Source organism: Bacterioplanoides pacificum (assembly GCF_042648445.1).
Classification (GTDB): Bacteria; Pseudomonadota; Gammaproteobacteria; order Pseudomonadales; family Oceanobacteraceae; genus Bacterioplanoides; species Bacterioplanoides pacificum.
In genome coordinates this window covers 86,902-108,196 of record NZ_JBHRYB010000014.1, presented here as the reverse complement: position 1 = coordinate 108,196, position 21,295 = coordinate 86,902, and the positions used below count along the sequence as shown (strand labels likewise).

Annotated in this window: 20 protein-coding genes and 1 riboswitch; of the genes, 15 read left to right on the top strand and 5 right to left on the bottom strand. The window is 53.0% G+C overall.

The annotated features are described in order from the left end of the window. The first annotated feature begins 1,329 nt into the window (after positions 1 to 1,329). From ACFOMG_RS14530 to ACFOMG_RS14520, 3 genes are all read left to right on the top strand, one after another. Positions 1,330 to 4,092, top strand: a complete 2,763-nt coding sequence (locus ACFOMG_RS14530) for a peroxidase family protein (RefSeq protein WP_376867648.1) — start codon at positions 1,330 to 1,332, stop codon at positions 4,090 to 4,092. A gap of 255 nt (positions 4,093 to 4,347) precedes the next feature. Next, positions 4,348 to 5,328, top strand: a complete 981-nt coding sequence (locus tag ACFOMG_RS14525) for a glutathione S-transferase family protein (protein WP_376867647.1) — start codon at positions 4,348 to 4,350, stop codon at positions 5,326 to 5,328. A 19-nt stretch (positions 5,329 to 5,347) separates the two neighbouring features. Next, positions 5,348 to 5,454, top strand: a riboswitch (yybP-ykoY riboswitch). Between the two features lie 81 nt (positions 5,455 to 5,535). Further along, a complete protein-coding gene (locus tag ACFOMG_RS14520; RefSeq protein ID WP_376867646.1) occupies positions 5,536 to 6,093 on the top strand; it encodes a TMEM165/GDT1 family protein in 558 nt (185 codons plus the stop codon). A 43-nt stretch (positions 6,094 to 6,136) separates the two neighbouring features. On the opposite strand, the gene ACFOMG_RS14515 is transcribed toward ACFOMG_RS14520, so the two are convergent. Together ACFOMG_RS14515 and ACFOMG_RS14510 are read right to left on the bottom strand one after the other, a co-directional pair. Then, positions 6,137 to 6,700: a CBS domain-containing protein gene (locus ACFOMG_RS14515; RefSeq protein WP_376867645.1), complete on the bottom strand. Its 564-nt coding sequence runs from the start codon at positions 6,698 to 6,700 to the stop codon at positions 6,137 to 6,139. Between the two features lie 50 nt (positions 6,701 to 6,750). Further along, positions 6,751 to 7,062 (bottom strand): hypothetical protein, encoded by a 312-nt coding sequence (locus ACFOMG_RS14510; RefSeq protein ID WP_376867644.1) that lies wholly within the window; start codon positions 7,060 to 7,062, stop codon positions 6,751 to 6,753. A gap of 173 nt (positions 7,063 to 7,235) precedes the next feature. On the opposite strand from ACFOMG_RS14510, the gene ACFOMG_RS14505 reads away from it, so the two are divergent. Genes ACFOMG_RS14505 through ACFOMG_RS14480 form a run of 6 tightly spaced genes read left to right on the top strand, consistent with a single transcriptional unit; the run spans position 7,236 to position 14,013 of the window. Further along, positions 7,236 to 7,928 (top strand): RDD family protein, encoded by a 693-nt coding sequence (locus tag ACFOMG_RS14505; RefSeq protein ID WP_376867643.1) that lies wholly within the window; start codon positions 7,236 to 7,238, stop codon positions 7,926 to 7,928. Then, complete coding sequence (locus ACFOMG_RS14500) at positions 7,925 to 8,905, top strand: stage II sporulation protein M (protein WP_376867642.1); 981 nt, start codon at positions 7,925 to 7,927, stop codon at positions 8,903 to 8,905. Before ACFOMG_RS14505 ends, ACFOMG_RS14500 begins: the two co-directional genes overlap by 4 nt. Next, positions 8,902 to 10,509, top strand: coding sequence for a hypothetical protein (locus ACFOMG_RS14495; RefSeq protein WP_376867640.1), 1,608 nt, complete (start codon positions 8,902 to 8,904; stop codon positions 10,507 to 10,509). The genes ACFOMG_RS14500 and ACFOMG_RS14495 overlap by 4 nt, the downstream gene beginning before the upstream one ends. After that, on the top strand, positions 10,509 to 11,696 hold the full coding sequence (locus tag ACFOMG_RS14490) for a DUF4350 domain-containing protein (RefSeq protein ID WP_376867638.1): 1,188 nt from the start codon (positions 10,509 to 10,511) through the stop codon (positions 11,694 to 11,696). Before ACFOMG_RS14495 ends, ACFOMG_RS14490 begins: the two co-directional genes overlap by 1 nt. Further along, entirely contained in the window at positions 11,684 to 12,712 is a 1,029-nt protein-coding gene (locus ACFOMG_RS14485) for an AAA family ATPase (RefSeq protein ID WP_376867637.1), read from the top strand. Before ACFOMG_RS14490 ends, ACFOMG_RS14485 begins: the two co-directional genes overlap by 13 nt. Beyond that, positions 12,709 to 14,013, top strand: coding sequence for a DUF58 domain-containing protein (locus tag ACFOMG_RS14480; RefSeq protein WP_376867636.1), 1,305 nt, complete (start codon positions 12,709 to 12,711; stop codon positions 14,011 to 14,013). Before ACFOMG_RS14485 ends, ACFOMG_RS14480 begins: the two co-directional genes overlap by 4 nt. 88 nt (positions 14,014 to 14,101) lie before the next feature. On the opposite strand, the gene ACFOMG_RS14475 is transcribed toward ACFOMG_RS14480, so the two are convergent. After that, positions 14,102 to 14,884: a BPSS1780 family membrane protein gene (locus ACFOMG_RS14475; protein WP_376867635.1), complete on the bottom strand. Its 783-nt coding sequence runs from the start codon at positions 14,882 to 14,884 to the stop codon at positions 14,102 to 14,104. 194 nt (positions 14,885 to 15,078) lie between these two features. On the opposite strand from ACFOMG_RS14475, the gene ACFOMG_RS14470 reads away from it, so the two are divergent. Together ACFOMG_RS14470 and ACFOMG_RS14465 are read left to right on the top strand one after the other, a co-directional pair. Continuing rightward, positions 15,079 to 16,080, top strand: coding sequence for an alpha/beta fold hydrolase (locus ACFOMG_RS14470; RefSeq protein WP_376867634.1), 1,002 nt, complete (start codon positions 15,079 to 15,081; stop codon positions 16,078 to 16,080). Between the two features lie 46 nt (positions 16,081 to 16,126). Further along, entirely contained in the window at positions 16,127 to 16,984 is an 858-nt protein-coding gene (locus tag ACFOMG_RS14465) for an SDR family NAD(P)-dependent oxidoreductase (protein WP_376867633.1), read from the top strand. A 103-nt stretch (positions 16,985 to 17,087) separates the two neighbouring features. On the opposite strand, the gene cysC is transcribed toward ACFOMG_RS14465, so the two are convergent. Continuing rightward, positions 17,088 to 17,600, bottom strand: a complete 513-nt coding sequence (gene cysC, locus ACFOMG_RS14460; protein ID WP_376867632.1) for an adenylyl-sulfate kinase — start codon at positions 17,598 to 17,600, stop codon at positions 17,088 to 17,090. Positions 17,601 to 17,609: 9 nt separating this feature from the next. Next, positions 17,610 to 19,085, bottom strand: a complete 1,476-nt coding sequence (locus tag ACFOMG_RS14455) for a flavin-containing monooxygenase (protein WP_376867631.1) — start codon at positions 19,083 to 19,085, stop codon at positions 17,610 to 17,612. Between the two features lie 110 nt (positions 19,086 to 19,195). Here ACFOMG_RS14455 and ACFOMG_RS14450 point away from each other — a divergent pair, with 110 nt between their 5' ends. The 4 genes from ACFOMG_RS14450 to ACFOMG_RS14435 are packed head-to-tail and all read left to right on the top strand — an operon-like array spanning position 19,196 to position 21,274. Beyond that, on the top strand, positions 19,196 to 19,855 hold the full coding sequence (locus tag ACFOMG_RS14450) for a TetR/AcrR family transcriptional regulator (RefSeq protein WP_376867630.1): 660 nt from the start codon (positions 19,196 to 19,198) through the stop codon (positions 19,853 to 19,855). Positions 19,856 to 19,903: 48 nt separating this feature from the next. Next, positions 19,904 to 20,503: a hypothetical protein gene (locus ACFOMG_RS14445; RefSeq protein WP_376867629.1), complete on the top strand. Its 600-nt coding sequence runs from the start codon at positions 19,904 to 19,906 to the stop codon at positions 20,501 to 20,503. A gap of 32 nt (positions 20,504 to 20,535) precedes the next feature. Then, positions 20,536 to 20,862: a hypothetical protein gene (locus tag ACFOMG_RS14440; protein ID WP_376867627.1), complete on the top strand. Its 327-nt coding sequence runs from the start codon at positions 20,536 to 20,538 to the stop codon at positions 20,860 to 20,862. A 1-nt stretch (position 20,863) separates the two neighbouring features. Further along, positions 20,864 to 21,274, top strand: a complete 411-nt coding sequence (locus ACFOMG_RS14435; RefSeq protein ID WP_376867626.1) for a hypothetical protein — start codon at positions 20,864 to 20,866, stop codon at positions 21,272 to 21,274. The last annotated feature ends 21 nt before the right edge of the window (positions 21,275 to 21,295 follow it).

Sequence of the window (21,295 nt, the reverse complement as noted above, 5' to 3'; positions counted from 1 at the left end):
TGCTTTTCGTGCCGCCTCATCCAGTTGGCCTCGATAAAAAAACTGATACGCCCCCAACAGCAGCGCCAGCGCATGAATCACCTCTCCCTGTGACTTCATTTGCTGCAGAGGAATCGCAGTATCAGCTCGCTTCTGATCATCGGCCGTGAACAGTGCCAGTGTCTGACTCAATACCGCGACCATTTGTTGCTGCTCTGGCTGCTGTGACGCGCTTTCTATCCGTTCAATAACGTAACGCGCCTGATGAAAACGACGACTGAACACCAGCGCCACCACCAGCGGCACAATATTTTCAGGTCGCGTCAGCCACTGCTCATGATCGTCATACGCGGTATCGATGAGCAACTGAAAATTACCATGACGTAGCCAATAGTCGCTGGCCTTTGCCAGTAATGCTGTTTTGTTTTCCCAGGAAACCGGGGCAACAGTTTGTACAAATTGCCGGGCCTCGCTCAGCCAACCGTAACGGTCAGGATGATCGGTCGGAAAAATATAGCGGCAACCCTGCCAGCACTGCGAAAGAGGCGGCGCATCCGGCTCAAGTTGTGCCCAAAGAGGTTCGGATAATTCGGGAAATAGCGCCAGAATACTCAAGCCCTGCTGTTGAGATGGCGACAGCTGTTGCCACCATTCCTGCTGCAAATACTGATGCAGCTGCATATCAGTGGTAGCCTGATGCCAATTTTGCTGCTGTAGCGCTATCGTCATAGCCCAGCCCCCCTGCCCCTGACGCAACAACTCAGGCTCCTGAAGCACAATAATCGGATGGCTCAGCTGCCAACGGAATAAGGCAATATCCGGCATACAACGACCCGACAGATACAACAGGCTATTGCCACACATCTGCGGTACCACCAAATCGAACAGACGCATTAACGTGGACGGCGCAATACGTTCGCTCTCATCAATAAATAATGCACACGCAGTATCACGGTCGTGCAAGCGAGATGACAGAGTTTTAATGATGCTTTCAAGCTGCTTGTCGTCACACCACTCACTGCCCCGAATAACAACCGCAGGCCAATATCCAGACTGCTGTTGTGTACGTTCATTCCATCGCGTTACTGCCTGTTGAAAACGCCGGGTTTTTCCGAAACCAGGGCCTGCAATCGTTAGTACAATGCCTTGGTCGGCATCTTCAATTGAGTTAGTCGCCATAATAATTCCACATTATTTTTGTCGTTATTGCCGCGTGGATCGATACTCAATTTAACACACCCCCTCCCTACCTGCCGAGCCAGCAATCCCCCCTCCATTAGAGGGGGTTTCGTGAGTTATTGGTTGCTCTAGCCTGCTGTACTCCCAGAATAAAGATAAGAGGAATCACACATGACGACGTCTGTATGGGTTACCTGGCCAACCCTGGCCAAGCTCGGCGGCAGCCTGGGGGTTGCCGCCGGTTTATTAATTCTCGCTTTTGAACGCCAGGAGCTGCAGGAAAACAACCTGATTGCCACCGAAGATTTAACGGCCGTGAATGCCACCATTGTCTGTGACGAGCGCAGCTTAGGAGCACGGACAGAAGACGGCACCTGCAACATTCTCGATAACCCGGCAGAAGGCTCCGTTAACCGTCGTTTCGGGCGCAACGTACAGTTGGAAGCCGCTTATGGCGAAACGGAAAACGATACGTTATTGGAACCAAACCCGCGGGAAGTCTCTAATGTGTTGATGGCGCGGGACGAATTTAAACCAGCCACCAGTGTTAACTTTATTGCTGCCGCCTGGATTCAGTTTATGGTTCATGACTGGATTGATCACGGAGATGGTGATGCCGGCAATCCTATTCTGGTGCCACGTCCGGCAAACGATCCACAAGGCCCCGGTGTGATGAGCATTAAGCGCACCATCGCCGATACTGATCGCAGCGCCGAAGATGACGCAACCTTGCCCCCGACCTATCGCAATATTAATACTCACTGGTGGGACGGCTCGCAGCTGTACGGCAGCGACAAAGCCACTAACACTCAGGTACGCGCCTTTGTGGATGGTAAACTGGCCATTGAAGAAGATGGCACACTGCCTACCGAGTACTGGAGTGGCGTACCAGTTACCGGCTTTAATAAAAACTGGTGGCTGGGCCTCTCCATGCTGCATCAGCTGTTCACGCTGGAGCACAATGCGATTGCGGACATGCTGAAGCAAAACAATCCCGGCCGCAGTGATCAGTGGTTATATGACAAAGCGCGTTTAATTAATGCCGCGTTAATGGCAAAAATTCATACCATTGAATGGACGCCAGCCATCATCGCAAACCCGGTTACCGAGCGAGCAATGCGTGCCAACTGGTACGGTCTGACAGATGAGCGAGAAAGTCGCGATGAAGTTCAAAAGATTCTTGATGGTTTATCCAGTGGCCTGACCGATTCGCCATTACTGAAAACCCTGCTGGCAAGCCGTCCGGATTTAATCGAAAGACTCGATGATCCGAATTTTATTGATTTTGCTTTAGGTGGACTGGTTGGTACCCGTGAGGCCTATAACTCAGGCACCGATTACACCTTAACGGAAGAATTTACCGCCGTGTACCGCCTGCATCCGTTATTGCGCGATGATGTCGAAGTGTATGACATTGGCTCGTCTGAAGTAGCCCGCCGAATTCCGATGATGGACACCCGTGAGGGCCAGGCCGAAGACATTCTTGATGAAGAAGGTGGAGACCGCTTGTGGTACTCCTTCGGCACGACCTACCCAGGCGCACTGACATTACATAACTATCCGGAATTTTTACGCAATCTGAGTATTCCATTCAGTGATGACCTTGATCTGGCAACCATCGATATTCTGCGGGACCGCGAGCGTGGCGTACCACGTTACAATGAATTCCGCCGCCAGATAGGCCTGAATCCGATTACCAAATTTGAAGATCTGACTTCAGATCCAACCACACTGGCCGAGCTGAAGCGCCTGTACGACAACGATATTGAGAAAATCGATACTCTGGTTGGCCAACTGGCTGAAACCGTGCGTCCGGAGGGTTTTGCCTTCGGTGAGACCGCTTTCCAGATCTTTATTCTGAATGCCTCTCGTCGCCTGATGACCGACCGTTTTTTCACCTCCGACTACCGTGCTGAGATTTATACCCAGGAAGGTATCGACTGGGTTGAAAATAACGATATGAAACACGTTCTGGAACGTCATTTTCCAGAGCTGAAGGTTAGCCTGACGGGTATCGAAAATGCCTTCAAACCCTGGGGTCTGAAAATCCCGGACAACTATCAGCAAATGGCTGCCTGCGATAAACAAACACTGCTGTGGCAAAACGGTGTTGTGCAGACTGAATATGCGGCGGGAGAGCGCCCGGCACTGCAACCGGTCGATATAGGTGGTCTGATCGACTCTGTACTCTGGAAAAAAGTACGCCGTAACAGCGATGTCGCCCCCCTGGGTTATGAAAAGCCGATTCACCCGTATGGTGCTATGGCTACCGTGGCTTTTGAGGCCACCAACAATCACCCTTATACCGGTGTATTTAAAGGGGCCGAATGTGGTCTGGTACGTCTCTCCGTGACCGGTGATCCTGCAGACCGTGGCTTTGCTCCGGGGCTGGCATGGAAAACCTTTATCGATGGCCAGGAGTCACGCAATGTCTCTGCGCTTTACACCTTGTCTGGCCAGGGCGATAACCATAACTTCTTTGCCAATGAACTGTCGCAATACGTATCGGCCGAAGCGAACGATACTCTGGGCAGTACTATTTTGTTCTCACTGGTCAGCAGCAAGCCAACACGCCTGATGACCGAAAATCTGGCAACAGCACGGGCCAATGGTAGCGCTGAGGCAGCTCCCAAAGCTCCGACACAAATTTATTTTGTGCCAACGGCTGACGTCAGTAATCGTTTCAGCAGCAACGCTCATGACTTCCGCGATGATTTAACCACGCTGAAATCCGGTACCGCTCTGTATGATGTGTATGCCACCGATCAACGCATACGCACCAGTATTTTCAGCCGCTTAACCAAACGCTACGCACGCGACCGTCGTAACAGCGCAGTGAAAGTAGGAACCCTGCGTCTGACCTCTGATATGACAACCTCGGCGTTTGGTGATGGTGGCGTATTCTTTAAACATCAACGCTACGAAGATCGATAATTTCCACGTCCTTGCTTGACTCCGCAAGCTTCCCGCCTTCGCCCTGCGAAGGCGGGCTTTTTTACTCCAAAGACAAGCACTGTTCGCTAACGTGCCCGTTTTCTAGCGCCACCCGAGGCAATATCGATACCAAGACACAGGTCCGTGTGTGATATTCGATAAAGTAGAATAATAGAGTCCAAAAAACGCACTTTTCATTCGACACAAGGCCGATACACTGGTGTTTGTCTTCAAGCTCGAACGAAAGGTGAAACGATGGGACTTCTGGTGAACGGTCAGTGGCACGACCAGTGGTATAACACAGAAAAATCCGGCGGTGACTTTCAGCGCGAAGACGCACAATTACGCCATTGGGTAACGGCCGATGGCAGCGCCGGGCCAAGCGGCGACAGCGGTTTTAAAGCCGAATCCGGTCGTTATCATTTATACGTGTCTTTAGCCTGTCCCTGGGCCCACCGTACGTTAATTTTCCGCCAGCTGAAACAACTGCAGGATCACATCAGTGTATCGGTCGTCAGTCCGGATATGTTGCAGCAGGGCTGGAGTTTTGATCGTCAGCAGGGCAGCAGCGGCGACCACTTGTACCAACTGGATTATCTGCATCAGTTGTATACCCGTAATAAAGCCGATTACAGCGGCCGGGTCACAGTGCCGGTGTTATGGGATAAACACAGCCAGCGTATCGTCAGCAATGAGTCCGCTGAAATCATCCGTATGTTCAATTCCGCTTTTAACGAGTTAACCGGTGATACTCAGGACTTTTATCCACAACCCCTGCAGGCGGATATCGATGCCATCAATCAGCAGGTATATCAGGATGTGAATAACGGCGTCTATCGTTGTGGCTTTGCCACCAGCCAGACAGCCTACGAACAGGCTTACCAGCGGTTATTCAGCACCCTGGATACACTGGAAGAGCGCTTAAGCCGGCAGCGTTATTTATGTGGCGACCAGCTGACCGAAGCCGACTGGCGGTTATTCACCACCCTGATCCGTTTTGATGCGGTTTATCACGGCCATTTCAAATGCAACCGTCAGCGGCTGGAAGACTATCTCCACCTCAGTGGTTTTGTGCGGGAGTTATTTCAGTGGCCCGGCATCGCCGACACCGTCGACTTCGGTCATATCAAGCGCCATTACTATTTCAGCCACGACACCATTAACCCAACACGTATTGTGCCGCTGGGGCCGGATATCGACTATCACAGCCCACATCTGCGCGACGCTGGACATTAAGCCCTGATTTTGTAAAATGCGCGCCATCTTAGGGGAGTAGCCTTCCTTCCGCTTCCGGAGCGAGAGGTTGTCAACATACTTGAGCCCACATGGCTTATGGCAACTTCGTACCAGCCCGCTGGTATTGGCAAGACCTGAGGTAAGTAACAGTTCCTGTGGTGGGCGACTGTCGCTTGCCTTTGGTTGACAGCCCACCGGAGAAAATCAGTGTTCGAATCTTTTATTACCTCAACCCTGACCGTAGCCCTGGCCGAAATCGGCGATAAGACTCAGTTGTTATCTCTGGTTCTGGCCGCCCGTTTCCGCAATAAATGGGGCATCATCGCTGGCATCCTGCTGGCCACCCTGCTCAACCACGGTGTATCCGCCTGGCTGGGCAGCTGGTTATCGCAGTTTCTGCAGAGCGAAACCGGCACCTGGCTGGTCGGCGCCAGTTTTATCCTGCTGGCGGCCTGGTTACTGATTCCCGATAAAGACGATGACGTCGACAACCGCCTTGACCGCTATGGCGCTTTTCTGGTCGCGACTGTGCTGTTTTTCCTGGCCGAAATCGGCGATAAAACCCAGATCGCAACCGTGTTGCTGGGCGCTCAGTTTGAATCGGTATTCTGGGTCACGATGGGCACCACGCTGGGCATGTTACTGGCTAATGTGCCGGTGGTACTGGCGGGCGACTATCTGATGAAAAGAATTCCGTTAACTCTGACCCGCACCTTAGCAGCACTGGCCTTTGCGATTGTTGGCGTACTTCATATCCTGGGGTAAAGAATACGGAGCAGCGGCCAAGCAGCCGCTGCCTCCGGTCTGCTCAGGCACTCAGCGCGCTGGCAAACACCCGGTAAAAGCTGGATTTTTCCTGAATATCGATCGGCAGATGTAATTTGCGCGAAATATCACTGGCAGAAAATACGCCGCGAATATGATGTTTCTCGCGATCGATCACCAGACAATGCTGTTCGCCATTGTCTTTTAATATATCAATCACATCGCTGATACTGGCTTTCTTCACCGCGGTAATATCCAGTGCCTGCAGCTCTTTACGTGGTGTCATTAATTGCTCCACTGTGACTTCTTCGCGTTTGTGCCCTTCGGATACTTTTTTCACAATCAGACGGTCAATCAGGTCGTCAGCACTGATCAGTCCGATCACCTGGTTGGCGCGGTTCACCACCAGTTTCATCCGTACATGGGTTCTGCGCATCAGTTCACGTGCCTGAACCGCTGGCATATCCGCTTCGGTTACCAACGGTGTTACCCGCTGAAAGTCGGTGAAAAACAAAGTCGCCGGAGACTTCAGGTCGAGCTGGGTATGCTCTTCCGGTTGCTCCAGTTGATCGATATCGGAAATCTGATAAAAGGCCAGTTTAGTCATGTCCGGCACTCCTTTAACAATAAACAAATTATTCAGGTTTAAATACGAAGTTAAACCCGCGGAGGCGGTGCCCGAATCGGTATGGTGAGGGAGTAGCTGACCACCATCAGTGGTGTCTGATACTGATGGCACGGAACGGAAAGGCGGTCGATCAGGGTGGCTGGCAGTGTGACTGCAACACTGTCATCGCCACCGCTGGCTGAGGAGTCGTCGTTGCTGTCGCTGAGTGAAACCGGCTGGCTGAAGGTGCTGTCACATAAGGCCACCGGCTCAGCGGTTTTACCGCCAGGCAACAGACTGCCGGACGGCGACAACATCACACTCAGGGTTATTACGCTCAGTACTAACAGCCAGGCTTTCATGGTCAGCCCTTTTTCTAATCGTTAACTCCACTGTCGGCCAGATTGCGCCAGTTGGCAAGTAAATAAGTGTCGGGCGAGCGATAAATTGCGGCTAAACAGGCTGAGTTATTGTGAAAAATCATTACAATAGCCGGCTGTTTTCTTAAAACTGCCATGCACATCAGGGATTATTTATGCTGGACGCACACCGCGCCTTCGAAACCCCCGAAGGTATCCGCCTCAGGCTGGAAGTCGCCGGACCACTGCCGCGGGCGCTGGCCTGGCTGGTCGATCTGGCCATCCGCGCGGTGTTTTATTTACTGGCGGCTTTTTTGCTCGATCAGCTTGGTAAGTTTGGCCACGGCCTGTTATTGCTGCTGATTTTTTTCTCCGAATGGTTGTACCCCACCGTGTTCGAAGCCACCCGGGGCGCCACCCCGGGCAAACAGGCGATGAATCTGCGCGTGACGATGGACGACGGCACCAGCCTCACCTGGGGGGCTTCCTTTGCGCGCAATTTATTACGCGCGGTCGACTTCCTGCCCTTTATGTATCTGCTCGGTTTACTGATCAGCCTGACGAATAACGACTTTAAACGTATCGGTGATGTGATTGCCCGCAGTATTGTGGTGTACGCCCCGCAGGCGGATACCAGCCCGACGTATCACAATCCTGCCGATACCACCACAGCGCGCTCGTTACCGCTGGCATTAACCGCAGAAGAACAACGCCTGATTATGGAATTCAGCGATCAGTGCGATTTTTTATCCGCCGCCCGCCAGCGTGAAATTGCCAATCTGCTGCAACCGTTATTGCAGCAGCAGGATGACGCTGCCATCACCACGCTGAAGCAATATGCCGCCTGGATCAAAGGAGCACAGGCTTGAAGCAACTGGATTTTGAACACAAATACCGCGATTTCTGGCTGAACTTCAGCCGCCTGCTTGATCAGCTGGAAAAGGTTCATGACGAAGACGAGCTGTGTGCCCGGCAGTGGCCTGAGTTTCCGGCACAATACCGCAAGTTATGCCAGCATTTATCACTGGCACAGACCCGCCAGTACAGCCCGCGGTTAACCGACCAGCTGCACGCTCTGGTATTACGTGGTCATCAGCACCTGTACCAGGCCAAACCGTCGGTAATGGCGGCGTCACTACGTTTTATCGCGCGTACCTTTCCACAGGCGTTACGCGCCGACTGGCGGGTCTGGCTGATCGCCAGCCTGATGTTTTATCTGCCCGGTATTTTTATGGCACTGATGTGTTATTCCGATCCGGATTTTATCCGCACCATTATGAGTTACAGCGATCTGCAACAGCTGGAATATATGTACAACCCGGCGACCGAAATCACCGGCCGGGCGGAAGGCCGTCAGGCGGATTCTGACTTTTATATGTTTGGCTATTACGTCATGAATAACGTCGGCATTGATTTCCGCGCTTACGCCAGCGGTATTTTTTTTGGTATTGGGTCGGCATTTTTTATGATTTTTAACGGCCTGAATATCGGTGCCGCGGCGGGCCACTTAACCCAGCTGGGGTATACCGAAACCTTCTGGGGGTTTGTCGCCGGCCACAGCGCGCTGGAATTAACCGCCGCCACCATCGCCGGCGCCGCCGGACTGAAATTAGGCTACGCCTTAATCAATCCCGGCCATTACAGCCGCGCACTGGCACTGAGAAAATCCGGCAGCGCCACCATCCCGTTGATTACCGGTGCCGCGTTAATGACCTTTCTGGCAGCGTTTGTCGAAGGTTTCTGGTCGGCCACCGCCGGTGTGCCAGCCGAGGTTAAATACAGCGTTGGCATCCTCGCCTGGATTGCGGTGTTTGCCTACCTGTTATTGGCGGGGCGCAACTCATGAGGCTGGATAAACTGCAACTGGCACTGAAACCGCGGAGTTACTGGCAGGCCATCGACCTGGGACTGAAAGTCAGCCGCCGCTATTATTGGCATTTATTCACGCTCAGTCTGCTGATGACCGGCCTGGTGTTATTACTGGCGCTGAGTCTCAGCCAGAGCATTCTGATCAGTGGATTATTATTATTCTGGTTTAAACCGCTGATCGAACGGCCGTTATTGTTTTATATCAGCCGTGCCATTTTTGCTGAAGACATCACCCCACGGGACGTCTTGCTGCAAATAAAAGCGCTGTTACGGCCTCAGTGGCTGGCCACCTACAGCTGGCGCCGCATCAGTTTATCGCGCTCCTTTAACGATCCGGTGGTATTACTGGAAGGGTTACATGGTGAACAACGTCAGCGCCGTCTGAGTTTGCTCAGCCGGATTAACGACGGTGCCTTCTGGCTGACCTTTCTGGGTTTCAGCTGCGAAATTCTGCTGTACATCGGGCTGGCGCTGTTACCGGCCATGGTGTTACCCGACGCCGTACTGGAATGGGCTGCACGGCTGGTGTCACAACAGCTCGCCGATGATCATATCTATCCGTTTTATCTGCTGCTGTGTTACGCCCTGAGTGTCGCTCTGGTGGCGCCGTTTTACAGCGTGTGTGGTTTTGTGTTGTACCTCAATCGCCGTACCAGCCTGGAAGCCTGGCACCTGGAACTTGGCTTTCGTCGCCTGGCTCAGCGTTTTGCCAACCAGGCCGGACACAGCGCCGTCATCTTACTGACCAGCCTGTCGCTGTTACTGGCACCGGCGTTGCAGCCCCGGGCACAAGCCGACGAGCCAGCCCCGACACCAACACCAACACCAACACCAACACCACAGCAGCTAGTCGCAGAAACCAGTGATGACCAACCCGCTGACCTAGCCGATGATGAGATTGATCATGACCTGCGTTATCCGCTGCTGCAGAACCCACAGGCTCAGGAAATCCGCCAGCAGCTGGACGAGTTATTAGACAGCGATACCTTCGGCGAACATTATCAGGACAAACAATACGACATCGACTGGGATCTTGACTGGGACTGGGACTTGGGCGAAGACGAAATCGATAAAGACGAAGCCGCCGCCTGGTTACAGGCGATTGAATCAATGCTGGGTTATCTCAAACTGAGCATTATTATTATGCTGGTTGCCCTGCTCGGCTGGGTATTGCTGAAATACCGGCCATGGCGCTATTTCACCGGCTTCAGTCAGCCCCTCACGGCACTGCCCGACCAGGTGCTGGGGTTTGATGTAAAACACAACAACCTGCCGGATCAGGTGCTCGATCAGATTCGCTGCCATATCGACCAGGGTGAACGGCGCGAAGCGCTGAGCCTGATGTTTCGCTGCCATCTCAGCAAAGCCATTCGTATTGATCAGGTACCGTTCAAACGCAGCAGTACCGAAGAAGAATGCCTGCGTCTGATGCAACAACATTGCCCGGCCGCAGAAGCACAGAGTTTTGCCCGGCTGGCGTATTGCTGGCAGCAGCTGGCGTATGCGCATCAACCGTTAGCACTGTCACAGCTACAGGCGTTATTCCGCGACTGGCAACCGTTTGTTGAGGAGCACGTCTGATGTCATTAAACAAAGTCATCGCCCTGGTATTGCTGCTGTTACTGGGTCTGAGCGGTTGGTGGCTGGCGCAGCAGATCGTGGTTAGCTATGAAGACCGGCGCCACCCTCCGGCTTATGAGATCCGTAATAACCCGCTGGCGGCGCTGGAGCAACTGCTGCTGAAGCGCGGTCAGGCGGTCAGCAGCCACACCGACCGCCAGCCACTGGCAGAGTTACCACCAGCCAGTGATACCATTTTATTGCGCGACCTCAGTCAGCCGTTACTGAACGACCAGCAACAACGACTGCTCAGCTGGGTCAGAGCCGGTGGTCATCTGGTGTACGAAGTGAATCAGAACCTGCTGTACTCGCACAGCCCCCCTGACGATACCGACACCCCCGACAACAATACGCTCTGGCGCCAGCTTGGGGTGGATGCACAGCATCCGGAGGAACGGGTTTATGCCGGCCTGCATGCACAATTCAGTCAGGCTGGTGAAAGCGGTTATGTGCGCCTCGAGAGCGATCACATCTTAACCACCGAAGACGACAGCGCCCAAGCTATTCTGACCTCAGAACTGGGAGTCCACGGTTACCGTTTATCCGTTGGCCAGGGGCAGGTGACCCTGCTCACCGACAGCCGGTTTATGGATACACCAAGGGTCTGGCTGACGAATCAGGAATTTAGTATCGATTACTACTCCACCGGCCTTAACCAGCACGATGCGGCATCGTTTGCGTTGTTATTACTGCAACAACGCGACGGTAACACCTGGCTGATCCACGACACCGGTTCCATTTCTCTGTTGCAGCTGATTTACCGCGACTTCCCGCTCACCAGCAGTCTGGTCAGCCTCTGGCTGGTGTTATTTTTTATGTATCTGCTGCGTCACCTGGGGCCACGCCACAGCGAGGAAAGCAGCAACCAGCAAAACCTGCAGCAACATCTGACCCAGGCTGGGCTGTTCCACTGGCGGCGCGATAAAGGCCACTTTTTACTCAATAGCTGGCGGCAACGGTTAATCCGCCGGCTACAACAACGCCAGCCACAACTGGCCGGCTGTGAGCCACAACGCATGGCCGAGATACTGGCCAAACAGTGCCAGCACTCAAAAGCACAGATTCTGCAGGCGTTAACCGGCTACAGCACGACTCAGACCGATTTAATGATTCAGGTACAGGTATTAAAAACTTTATGGAAAATATAACGACGGACACTCAGCCCCAGGACGCCACTCAAGCGACCACCCAGCCTGACAGCCAACAGCAGCCATTCAGCGACGCCCAGGCCAGGCTGCAGCAGCTGAAAGCAGAAATCCAGAAAGTCATCGTCGGCCAGGATGCGGTGATCGACGATATCCTGATCTGCATGCTGGCCGCCGGTCATGCACTGGTGGAAGGGGTACCCGGACTGGGGAAAACCCTGCTGGTACGTTCATTGTCTCAGGCGTTAGCCGGCCGTTTTAACCGCATCCAGTTCACCCCTGATCTGATGCCCACCGATATTGCCGGTCACGCTATGTTTAACCGCGAGCAGGACGACTTTGTTATCCGTAAAGGCCCGGTGTTCTGCCACTTTTTGCTGGCCGACGAAATCAACCGTGCACCGGCCAAAACCCAGTCGGCATTACTGGAAGCGATGCAGGAACAACAGGTCACCATCGAAGGTCAGAGCCTGAGTTTACCAACCCCCTTTATGGTCATGGCCACCCAGAACCCGCTGGAGCATGAAGGTACCTATCCACTGCCGGAAGCTCAGCTCGACCGTTTCCTGATGCATATCTGGATCGACTATCCGGACGAGAAACAGGAAATTGAACTGAGTAAACGCATGGCCGCCAACAAAGGCGACCAGCTGAATACTCAGACCATCAACGAACTGATGACGCCGGACGATATCAGCGCGTTACAAACCCTGCTGACCCGCATGGAAGTGGACGACAGTATTCACGACTATGCCGTGCGCCTGGTACGCGCGACCCGCGACTGGCACGGCATTGAAGTGGGGGCTGGTCCGCGTGGCTCACTGGCGCTGTTACGTACGGCCCGGGCCCGGGCATTAACCCAGGGCCGCTATTTTGTTATTCCGGACGATGTGAAAGCCATGGCAGTGGCGGTGTTACGTCATCGTATCCGCCTCAGCGCCGAGCTGGAAATTGAGGGCATCAGCCCCAGCCAGGTGATCGCTGAACTGGTTCAGAGCGTTGAAGCACCACGCGTATGATGCCTACTGCCCGTCATCTGACCCTGCTCGGTGGCCTGTGTCTGATCGCGCTGCTGAGTGATATTTTCCAGGCCCCGGTCGCCATGGTGTACACCCTGATCATTTTTTATCTGTTATGGGTGGGCAGTGATCTGCTGCGCTTATGGCAGCTGCCCGGATTGCAGCTGCAACGTCAGCTGGATGCCAATATTCCGGTGCGCGAATGGGTGGATGCCAGCCTGCGGCTGACGCTGGAACACGGACGCCCGCAACGGCTGCTGCTGGAAGAGCTGCGTGATGCGGTATTCGAATGTGACGGCCTGCCCGCTGAGGTGTGGCTGCAAGCGGGCCAACAGGCAACACTGAATTACCGTTTGCGCGCTAACCGGCGTGGTAGCTTTGCCTTTCAGGCGGTGCAATACCGGCTGTTTTCGCCGGCCGGATTCTGGAGCCGCAAACGTACCGTGCCGTTACCTCAGCCGGTGCGGGTACAACCGAACTATCAGGCGGTGGTCAATATGACGCTGCAAGGCGAAGAACAGGCAGTCGCGCGTATGGGGTTGCGGCTGCAACGCCGCCGTGGTGAAGGCACCGAATTCCATCAGTTGCGTGAATACCGTGCCGGTGATGCGATCCGCAAAATCGACTGGAAAGCCACTTCCCGGGCACGCAAGCTGATCAGTAAAGAATTCCGTGACGAGCAGGATCAGCAACTGGTGTTTCTGCTGGATACCGGGCGGCGCATGCGTCACAGCGAAGCCGGCATCAACTTTATGGACGACACCATTAACGCCATGTTGCTGGTGTCACATATTGCTGCACGGCAGGGTGATGCGGTGGGTTTCATGGCGTTTGGTAACCACCAGCACTGGTGCCCGCCACAAAAACACAAATCCATCGTTAAACAGCTGGTCGATCATTGTTTTGACATTCAGCCCGGGCTGGTGCATTCCGATTATTTACGCTCTGCCCAACGCTTGCTGGAACTGCAAAAGCGCCGGGCACTGGTGGTCATCCTGACCAATACCCGGGATGAGGACAGTGAAGATCTGGAAAAAGCCGTGGTGTTATTGCGCAAACGTCACCTGGTGGCGATTGCCGATCTGCAGGAAGACTTTTTCTGCCACCTGGAACAGCAGGATTTTAACCACAGTGAGCAGGCACTCACCTACCTGGCGGCCCAGCAATATCAGCAGAGCCGCCAACAGATGCAACGCTCGTTAACCGGCCTGGGGGCCGTTTATCTCGATTGTATTGCCAATGACCTGCCGGCCCGTTTAGTGGGTGCTTACCAGCAGATCAAATCCTCCGGCCGGTTATAACCCGCTCCGGTATGAGCGGCAAACAGCCATAAAAAATGCCTCCGGCCGTTGGGCGGGAGGCATTCTGTTAACCGCGCGACTGTCGTTATTATTCAGTGAAAATACGACGGTAACCGGTATAACAGCTGATGTATAACACCGGGATCATAACAAACAGACCCAGACCAAGCGGAATCATGGCAACAATCATCCAGAACATCATCGCCAAACCGTACAGGGTCAGTGGCCAGATGTTTTTCAGACAGCCCTTCAGGCTGTTACCCATGGCCTGAAACATTTTCTGATCCTGCAAAGCGATCAGCGGTACCGCAAACCAGTACACCATGCTCAGCGCCAGACCAACAATCATCATAACGGCAAAACCTGCCATCATGCCGGCCGGATTGAAGTTGCCAGCCTCCTGGCCCAACAGCAGAGGTAACAAATTCCCCTGACCCAGCGCCAGCAGGGGCACAGCCATGGCAACGATATACAACACCAGATACACCACCGCAAAGCCCATCAGACGGCCGCCTTTACCTGAGCTGAAGGCCGCAAATAAGTGACCAAACTTCAGGCTGCCACCGTTGCGGATTTCTTCGGCGCCCATATATAAACCAGCCGCCATCGGCGTCACCAGCAGAGCAGTAGCAATCTGACCGGCAATCGGGATCAGTGATAACAGCATCATCAGAATGAATAACGAAAAGGTCGTCGCAATCCACAACCAGGGTGCTTGTTTAAAGATTTGCCAGGCATCACCAAAGATGCTGAAACCTTCACCACCTCTGATACCTTTGGGCGGGCAAAAACGGATTTCAGACGACGCTGTTGCGGCATCAAGCTCTGCTGCAGGAGCATCGTATGGGTTAACGGCGGTATCTTGGGACATCCTCATTTCCTTATGGAATTAATAATTGGGAAACGGATATTAAACAAACCACTCAATAAGCGCAAAAAAACCGCTGACCGCAGAATATTGGCAGGATACAACCGCCTGAAAATTTGACCTGTCCGACGCGCAAAAATAAAGTGATGACAGCTATCTTCAGATAGCCAACGATGCTCAGCCAGGAAATAAATATAATGAAAAAAACCACTTTGCTGTTCAGTGCCCTGCTGCTGGCACTGACTTTTGGCCTGATACGCGGCCAGTACGCCCAGTTCGGTCACTGGATCTACAGCCACGCCACCGACCTGGAGGCCTCACTGTATGGCTTCGAACAACAAACGATCGATATCGGCGAGATGTCGCTGGCGCTGTATAACAATCAACCAACAACCAACAATCAGCCCCAAAACAACAATCAGCCAACAAACAACAAGCAGCAGCAAAGCGACCGTCCGGTGATAGTGATGTTGCATGGTTACAGCGCCGATAAAGACGTCTGGCCACGCTTCGCCCGTCATCTCAGCGACGATTATCATATTATTATCCCCGATATGGCCGGCCACGGTGATTCGCCGTTTGACCCCGGCTGGGATTACAGCATGCCGGCTCAGGCCAATCGTCTGGCCTTGTTACTCGACCGTCTGGGTATCCGTCAGGTTCATATTATCGGTAACTCCATGGGAGGATTCCTGAGCGCAACCTTTGCCATTCATTATCCGCACCGAGTGTTGTCGGCCACCATGATTGATCCCGCTGGCGTAGTTGCACCTGAGCTGAGTGATATGGCCAGAATGCTGGCCCGCGGAGATAACCCGTTCCTGATTCATAACCGCACTGAGTTCGATGATTTTTACGCCATGACCATGGAACAGCCACCCTTCCTGCCGGATATCGTTCTGGAAGCCGTCGGTCAGAGTTACATCGAACGCCGCCACCAGCTGGAAAAGATTTTCGCCGATTTTCACGCCAGTGATTACCTCGACCAGCAGCTGCACCGGCTGACGGCACCGGCATTATTGTGGTGGGGCGATAAAGACCGCTTATTACACGTCAGTTCAGTAGCGGTCTGGCAGCAGGGTGTGAATAACCTGCAGGTCGAAATCTGGCCCGGCATTGGTCATATGCCAATGGTTGAGCAACCCGCTGAGGCGGCGGATAAATACCGCCACTTTCTCACCACCCTGGCGGCGGAATAATGGCCAGACGTCACGATTATAACAACGAAAAAAACAGGGGTACCGCATGAAAAATCTGAACAATAAAGTCGCTGCCATTACCGGCGCCGGATCGGGCATCGGACGCGCGCTGGCCATCTTGCTGGCACAAAAAGGCTGTAACCTGGCACTGGCGGATGTCAACGAAAGCGGGCTGGCAGAAACGGGACAGTTATTATCAGCTTATCCGGTTAAGGTCACCCAGACCCGGCTCGACGTGTCCGACGAACAGGCCGTTTACCAATGGGCCGATGATGTTGAAGCCGAATACGGTAAAGTGAACATTATTATTAATAATGCCGGTGTTGCTTTATCGGGTACGGTTGCGGGTCTGTCACTGGATGAATATCGCTGGATTACCGACATTAACTTCTGGGGTGTGGTGTACGGCACCAAAGCTTTTTTACCGAAACTGGAAAAATCCGGTGAGGGTCAGGTGGTGAATGTCTCCAGTATTTTTGGCCTGGCATCCCAGCCGTTAATGAGTGGTTATAACGCTACCAAATTTGCGGTACGGGGGTTCACCGAATCGTTACGCCAGGATCTGGAATTAACCAACTCCTGTGTCAGCAGCACCTGTGTTCATCCGGGGGGAATTAAAACCAATATTGCCAAAGCAGCCCGCATGTCAGACAGCTGTGAAACCGCCACCGGCGTCAGCAATGATGCAGCCACCGCTGATTTCGAAAAATTATTTATTAATACCCCGGAAAAAGCCGCCCGCACCATTGTCAACGGCATCGAAAAAAATAAACGCCGGGTATTGATTGGCCCGGATGCAAAAATGTTCGATTTACTGGTACGTCTGTTACCTGCCGCCTACCAGAAAATTTTTACCCTGGCAGTCAAAATGAAAGGCAAACAACAATCCGGCAAAACTGCCTGATAACGGTTGCTGCATTCCCGGGCCTGTTAACACGATTAACAGGCCTTAGCGGCTCACTTCCGGCAACCAGTAATCAGACGTATTCCCCGGTATCAACAAACCCTCAGTACAGCAGCTGATGAATCTCATTCAGGCATTGTTCAACCGGGCGATCAGCGGTGTTGATCACCAGCTCCGCCGACTGTGGCGTTTGGTAGGGTGCCGAGATACCGGTAAACGCGCTGATTTCGCCACGACGTACTTTGCCGTACAGACCTTTCGGATCGCGCGATTCACACACACTCAGCGGAGTATTGAGGTAAATTTCGAGGAAATGTGCGCTGCCGATTCGCTGACGCACCGCCATTCTTGATTGCTGGTAAGGTGATATACAGGCCACCACCACGATGTAGCCCTGATCAAAAAAGAGCCGGGCCACTTCACCGATACGGCGCACATTCTCGTGGCGGTCGGCGGCAGAAAAACCGAGATCGGCGTTCAGCCCCGAGCGTAACGTATCGCCGTCCAGCAGATACACCCGCTCTCCGGCAGCTTCAAGCTGATTCACCAATGCCTGAGCCAGCGTGGTTTTCCCCGCTCCGCTCAGGCCTGTCATCCATATTACTTTGGCATCCATTTCCCCATGTTAGCTAAAGCTGTGATCCTTGGCACGGAAATTTTTAGTCCAGCGCCGGAAGGTAAAACTGAAGCCGGGGAACATCGCAATGACCTTGCCGCTTTTACTTTTATACCAGCTGTTGCAGCCGCCGTTCTGCCACACGGTTTTGGCCATTTCGTCATGAATATGGCGGGTATAACGCTCCTCGGCATCGGCACGTACTTCGATGGTTTGTTTCGCTTGTTTACCCACCGCCTGGATGGCCGCGATGATGTAATTCATCTGCGCTTCAATAACAAAAATAGCCGAGGTATGACCAATACCTGTGTTCGGCCCGGTGACAATAAACAGATTCGGGAAACCCGGTGCACTGGTACCTAAATAAGCACGGGGATAATCATGCCAGACATCCGCCAGCGTCGTGCCCTGCTTGCCGATAACCGGATACGAGATCACGCCGTCGGTGGCGTCATAGCCGGTGGAATAAATAATCAGATCCAGGTCAAGCTGTTCACCTTTGCGGGTGTTAATGCCGCTGGCGGTGATTTCCTCAATGCCATCGTCTTTGGTATGCAACGACACATTGTCGCGGCAATAAGCCGGATATAAAGTATTCGACAGAATCACCCGCTTACAGCCAATAACAAAATCCGGTGTCACCTGCTGCTGCAACTGCGGGTCCTTTATCTGCTTGCGAATATGTTTTTTTGCCACCCGTGTGGCCATCAGGTCGAGCATAAAGCGCGAATATTTAAAACCAACCACCCGGGTTTCCAGTCCCCAATAAATGGCTTGCCGCAATAATTTATAAATCCGCCGGTTGCGTAATAATGTACGCTGCCAGCCTTTAAAACGATAATCGTGGCGCGGCATTACCCAGTGTGGAGAACGCTGGAAAACATGCAGCTGGCCCACTTTGGGCGCAATTTCCGGAATAATCTGTGCCGCACTGGCACCACTGCCAATAATGGCCACTTTTTTACCGCTCAGATCAAAGTCGTGGTTCCAGTTATTGGTGTGGAATGCTTCACCTTTAAAGGAATCGCGGCCGTTAAAATCCGGTATCACCGGTGTACTTAACGGCCCGGAAGCGTTAATCACAAACCGTGCCCGGTAGCTGGCCGCCTCACCCGTGTGAATATCGGTTACCTCGATCAGCCATTGCTGCTGCTCGTCCAGCCACTGGATTTTTTCCACATTGGTGCTGGTACGGGTACGCTCACGCAACTGATGTTTGTCGATCACATAATTGGTGTATTGCTGCAGCTCATCCTGCTCAGCAAACATCTGCGACCAGTCATAAGGCTCAGATTCAATCGAATACAACGGCGACTGCACGTCCACCGCCGCACCGGGGTAACTGTTCTGACACCAGGTCCCCCCCATAAAATCACGCCGCTCCAGCAGAATAAAATCATCAATCCCCTGTTCTTTCAGGCGTAACGCGGCACACTGGCCACCAAAGCCGCTACCAATAATAATGACCGTATGAGAAGAAGACATAACATTAGTTCCCCGGTTCAGCTGCGTCAGGGCGCAGCCAGATTGTTATATTTATCTGATGACATGTGTCTTCACTTTACTTCTGAGGACGCTTGTCGTCAAATATTGCCATGAGTCCAATTAAGACAACTTCAACGCCCGCTGGCGGCCGCACTTATGGCGGTATGAGCCAGGCAGAACGTAAACAACAACGCCGCCAGCAGTTTCTGCAGGCTGGCCTGGATATCTTTGGCAGCGACGGCTTCCGTCAGGCCACCGTTCGTGGTATCTGCCGCGCAGCCGGCCTCACCGACCGCTATTTTTATGCCGAGTTTGGCAATATCCAGAACCTGCTGACCGCGGTATACGAAGACCGGATGACTGATATCCGTAATCAGGTGATACAACGCCTGGCAGCGAAACAGAACAACGATCCGCAACAACTGATTGTCGCAGCACTGGATGCCTACTACAGCGCGTTACAGGATCCGCGAGTGGCTCGCGTGTGTATGGTGGAGCTGGAAGGTGTCAGCCCCGAGGTGGATCAGCTGTACCACAGCTATATCAACAGTTTTGCTGATATTCTTTTGCAGTTTATGCGCAATATTACTCCGCAGTGGCAATACAGCGACAGCGAAGCCAGCATCATGACTATTGCCATGGTTGGTGCCATGCGTCAGGCCGCCACCTATTGGCTGCGAAACCCGCAGGAAGTCACAAAAGAAACACTGGTACGTATCAGCAGCCGGTTATTTATGGGAGTATTTAACGAAATCAGTACCGCTGGCTGAAAAACCACAGATGGAATAATTCGCACCAGCACCGACAGGGATGCCGTTATGTCTGTATTTAAAATATTACTGCTGGGGCTGGTATTGCCGCTGCACTTCACAAGTGCGGCAGCAACCCAGGCCAATACCTGCCTTTACCCTGATCGCCACAGCGGCGAACTGCAACAGGGGCAATCCTGTGGCACCCTCAGAAACGGGCTGCTGCAACTGGATAACAACATCCGCAGCCGTATCCATTGGTCAAAATTTGGCATGCAATGTATTTTTGTGAACAGCCATGATCAGCGCGGCTGGTTTTATGTTAATCAGAATGGCCTTGGCCGGCGTTCCCCGTTTTATCAGGATAATGATTGCAACGCCTTCAGCGCCGGCCTGGCGGTTGGCCTGGAGGATAATAAAGTCGTCTTTTTTAACCAGTTAATGGCAATTGAAAAACGTACCGACTACAGCTGGGCCAGTCACTTTTATCAGGGCTTTGCCAAAGTGTGCCGCGGCCAGCTGGAGAAGGAATACGATCAGCATGGCGAACATTATCAGTTACAGGGCGGCCAGTGTGGTTTTATCGACCGGAATTTCCGCGAAGTGATCGCCGTGCAATATTCGTTCAGCAATACCCCGGAACCGGATGTCGATAGCCGCACGCAATAATCAGCCGGCGCGAGCCTGACTCAGGATAAGCCATGCCAACACACACCCACAGCGCGGATAGTTGTTTATTAGCGTATATTCATTTCCCTGGCAGCCATGAAGTCTGGCTCGATCTGATTCACGTGTCGCGTCGCAGCACCTCCTATCATTACCGTGGCATTGTCTGGAACCGCCCGGCACAACGGTTTGGCAACGACCTTTGCCGCGCCCCCGATGGAAATCAGTGTTACATTGCGCCACTGAGTCGTCACCATAAGCCTGACTGGATTCACAATAAACCACTGCAGATTGCCGCACAGGCACAACAACGCTATCAGTTATGGCTAAACCATCAGCTCAGCCGGGAGTCACAGCTTTAATATGGATTTTTATATTACCTTAGCCGCCAGCGCCCTGCTGATTGCGTTATATCTGTTTGCTATTCCCATGCTGGCACTGCAGGCCGCAGCCATTGGTGGGGTGATGCAGAATGCCCGCGATTATCACTATAAGGTGCCTAAGATCAGCCGCCGCATTTGTATGGCGCTGTACCTGATCAGTTGTTTTTCACCGTTCTGGTGTTTGCCCATTATCTGGTACTGGCAACTGAGCGATTATTCCAGTCTGGGATATTATTGGTTTTTATCGCCGTTTATCGCTTTTATGATCAGCGTATTATCGGTCAGCTGGCTGCTGGAGTGGCCGGCCAGTCGCCATCGCCGGAAATATCTGCAGCAACAGAAAAAAAACAGCCAGAAAACGTCCGATACGGATACAGCCGATAATGGATAACTATCTGACATTCACCTTTGA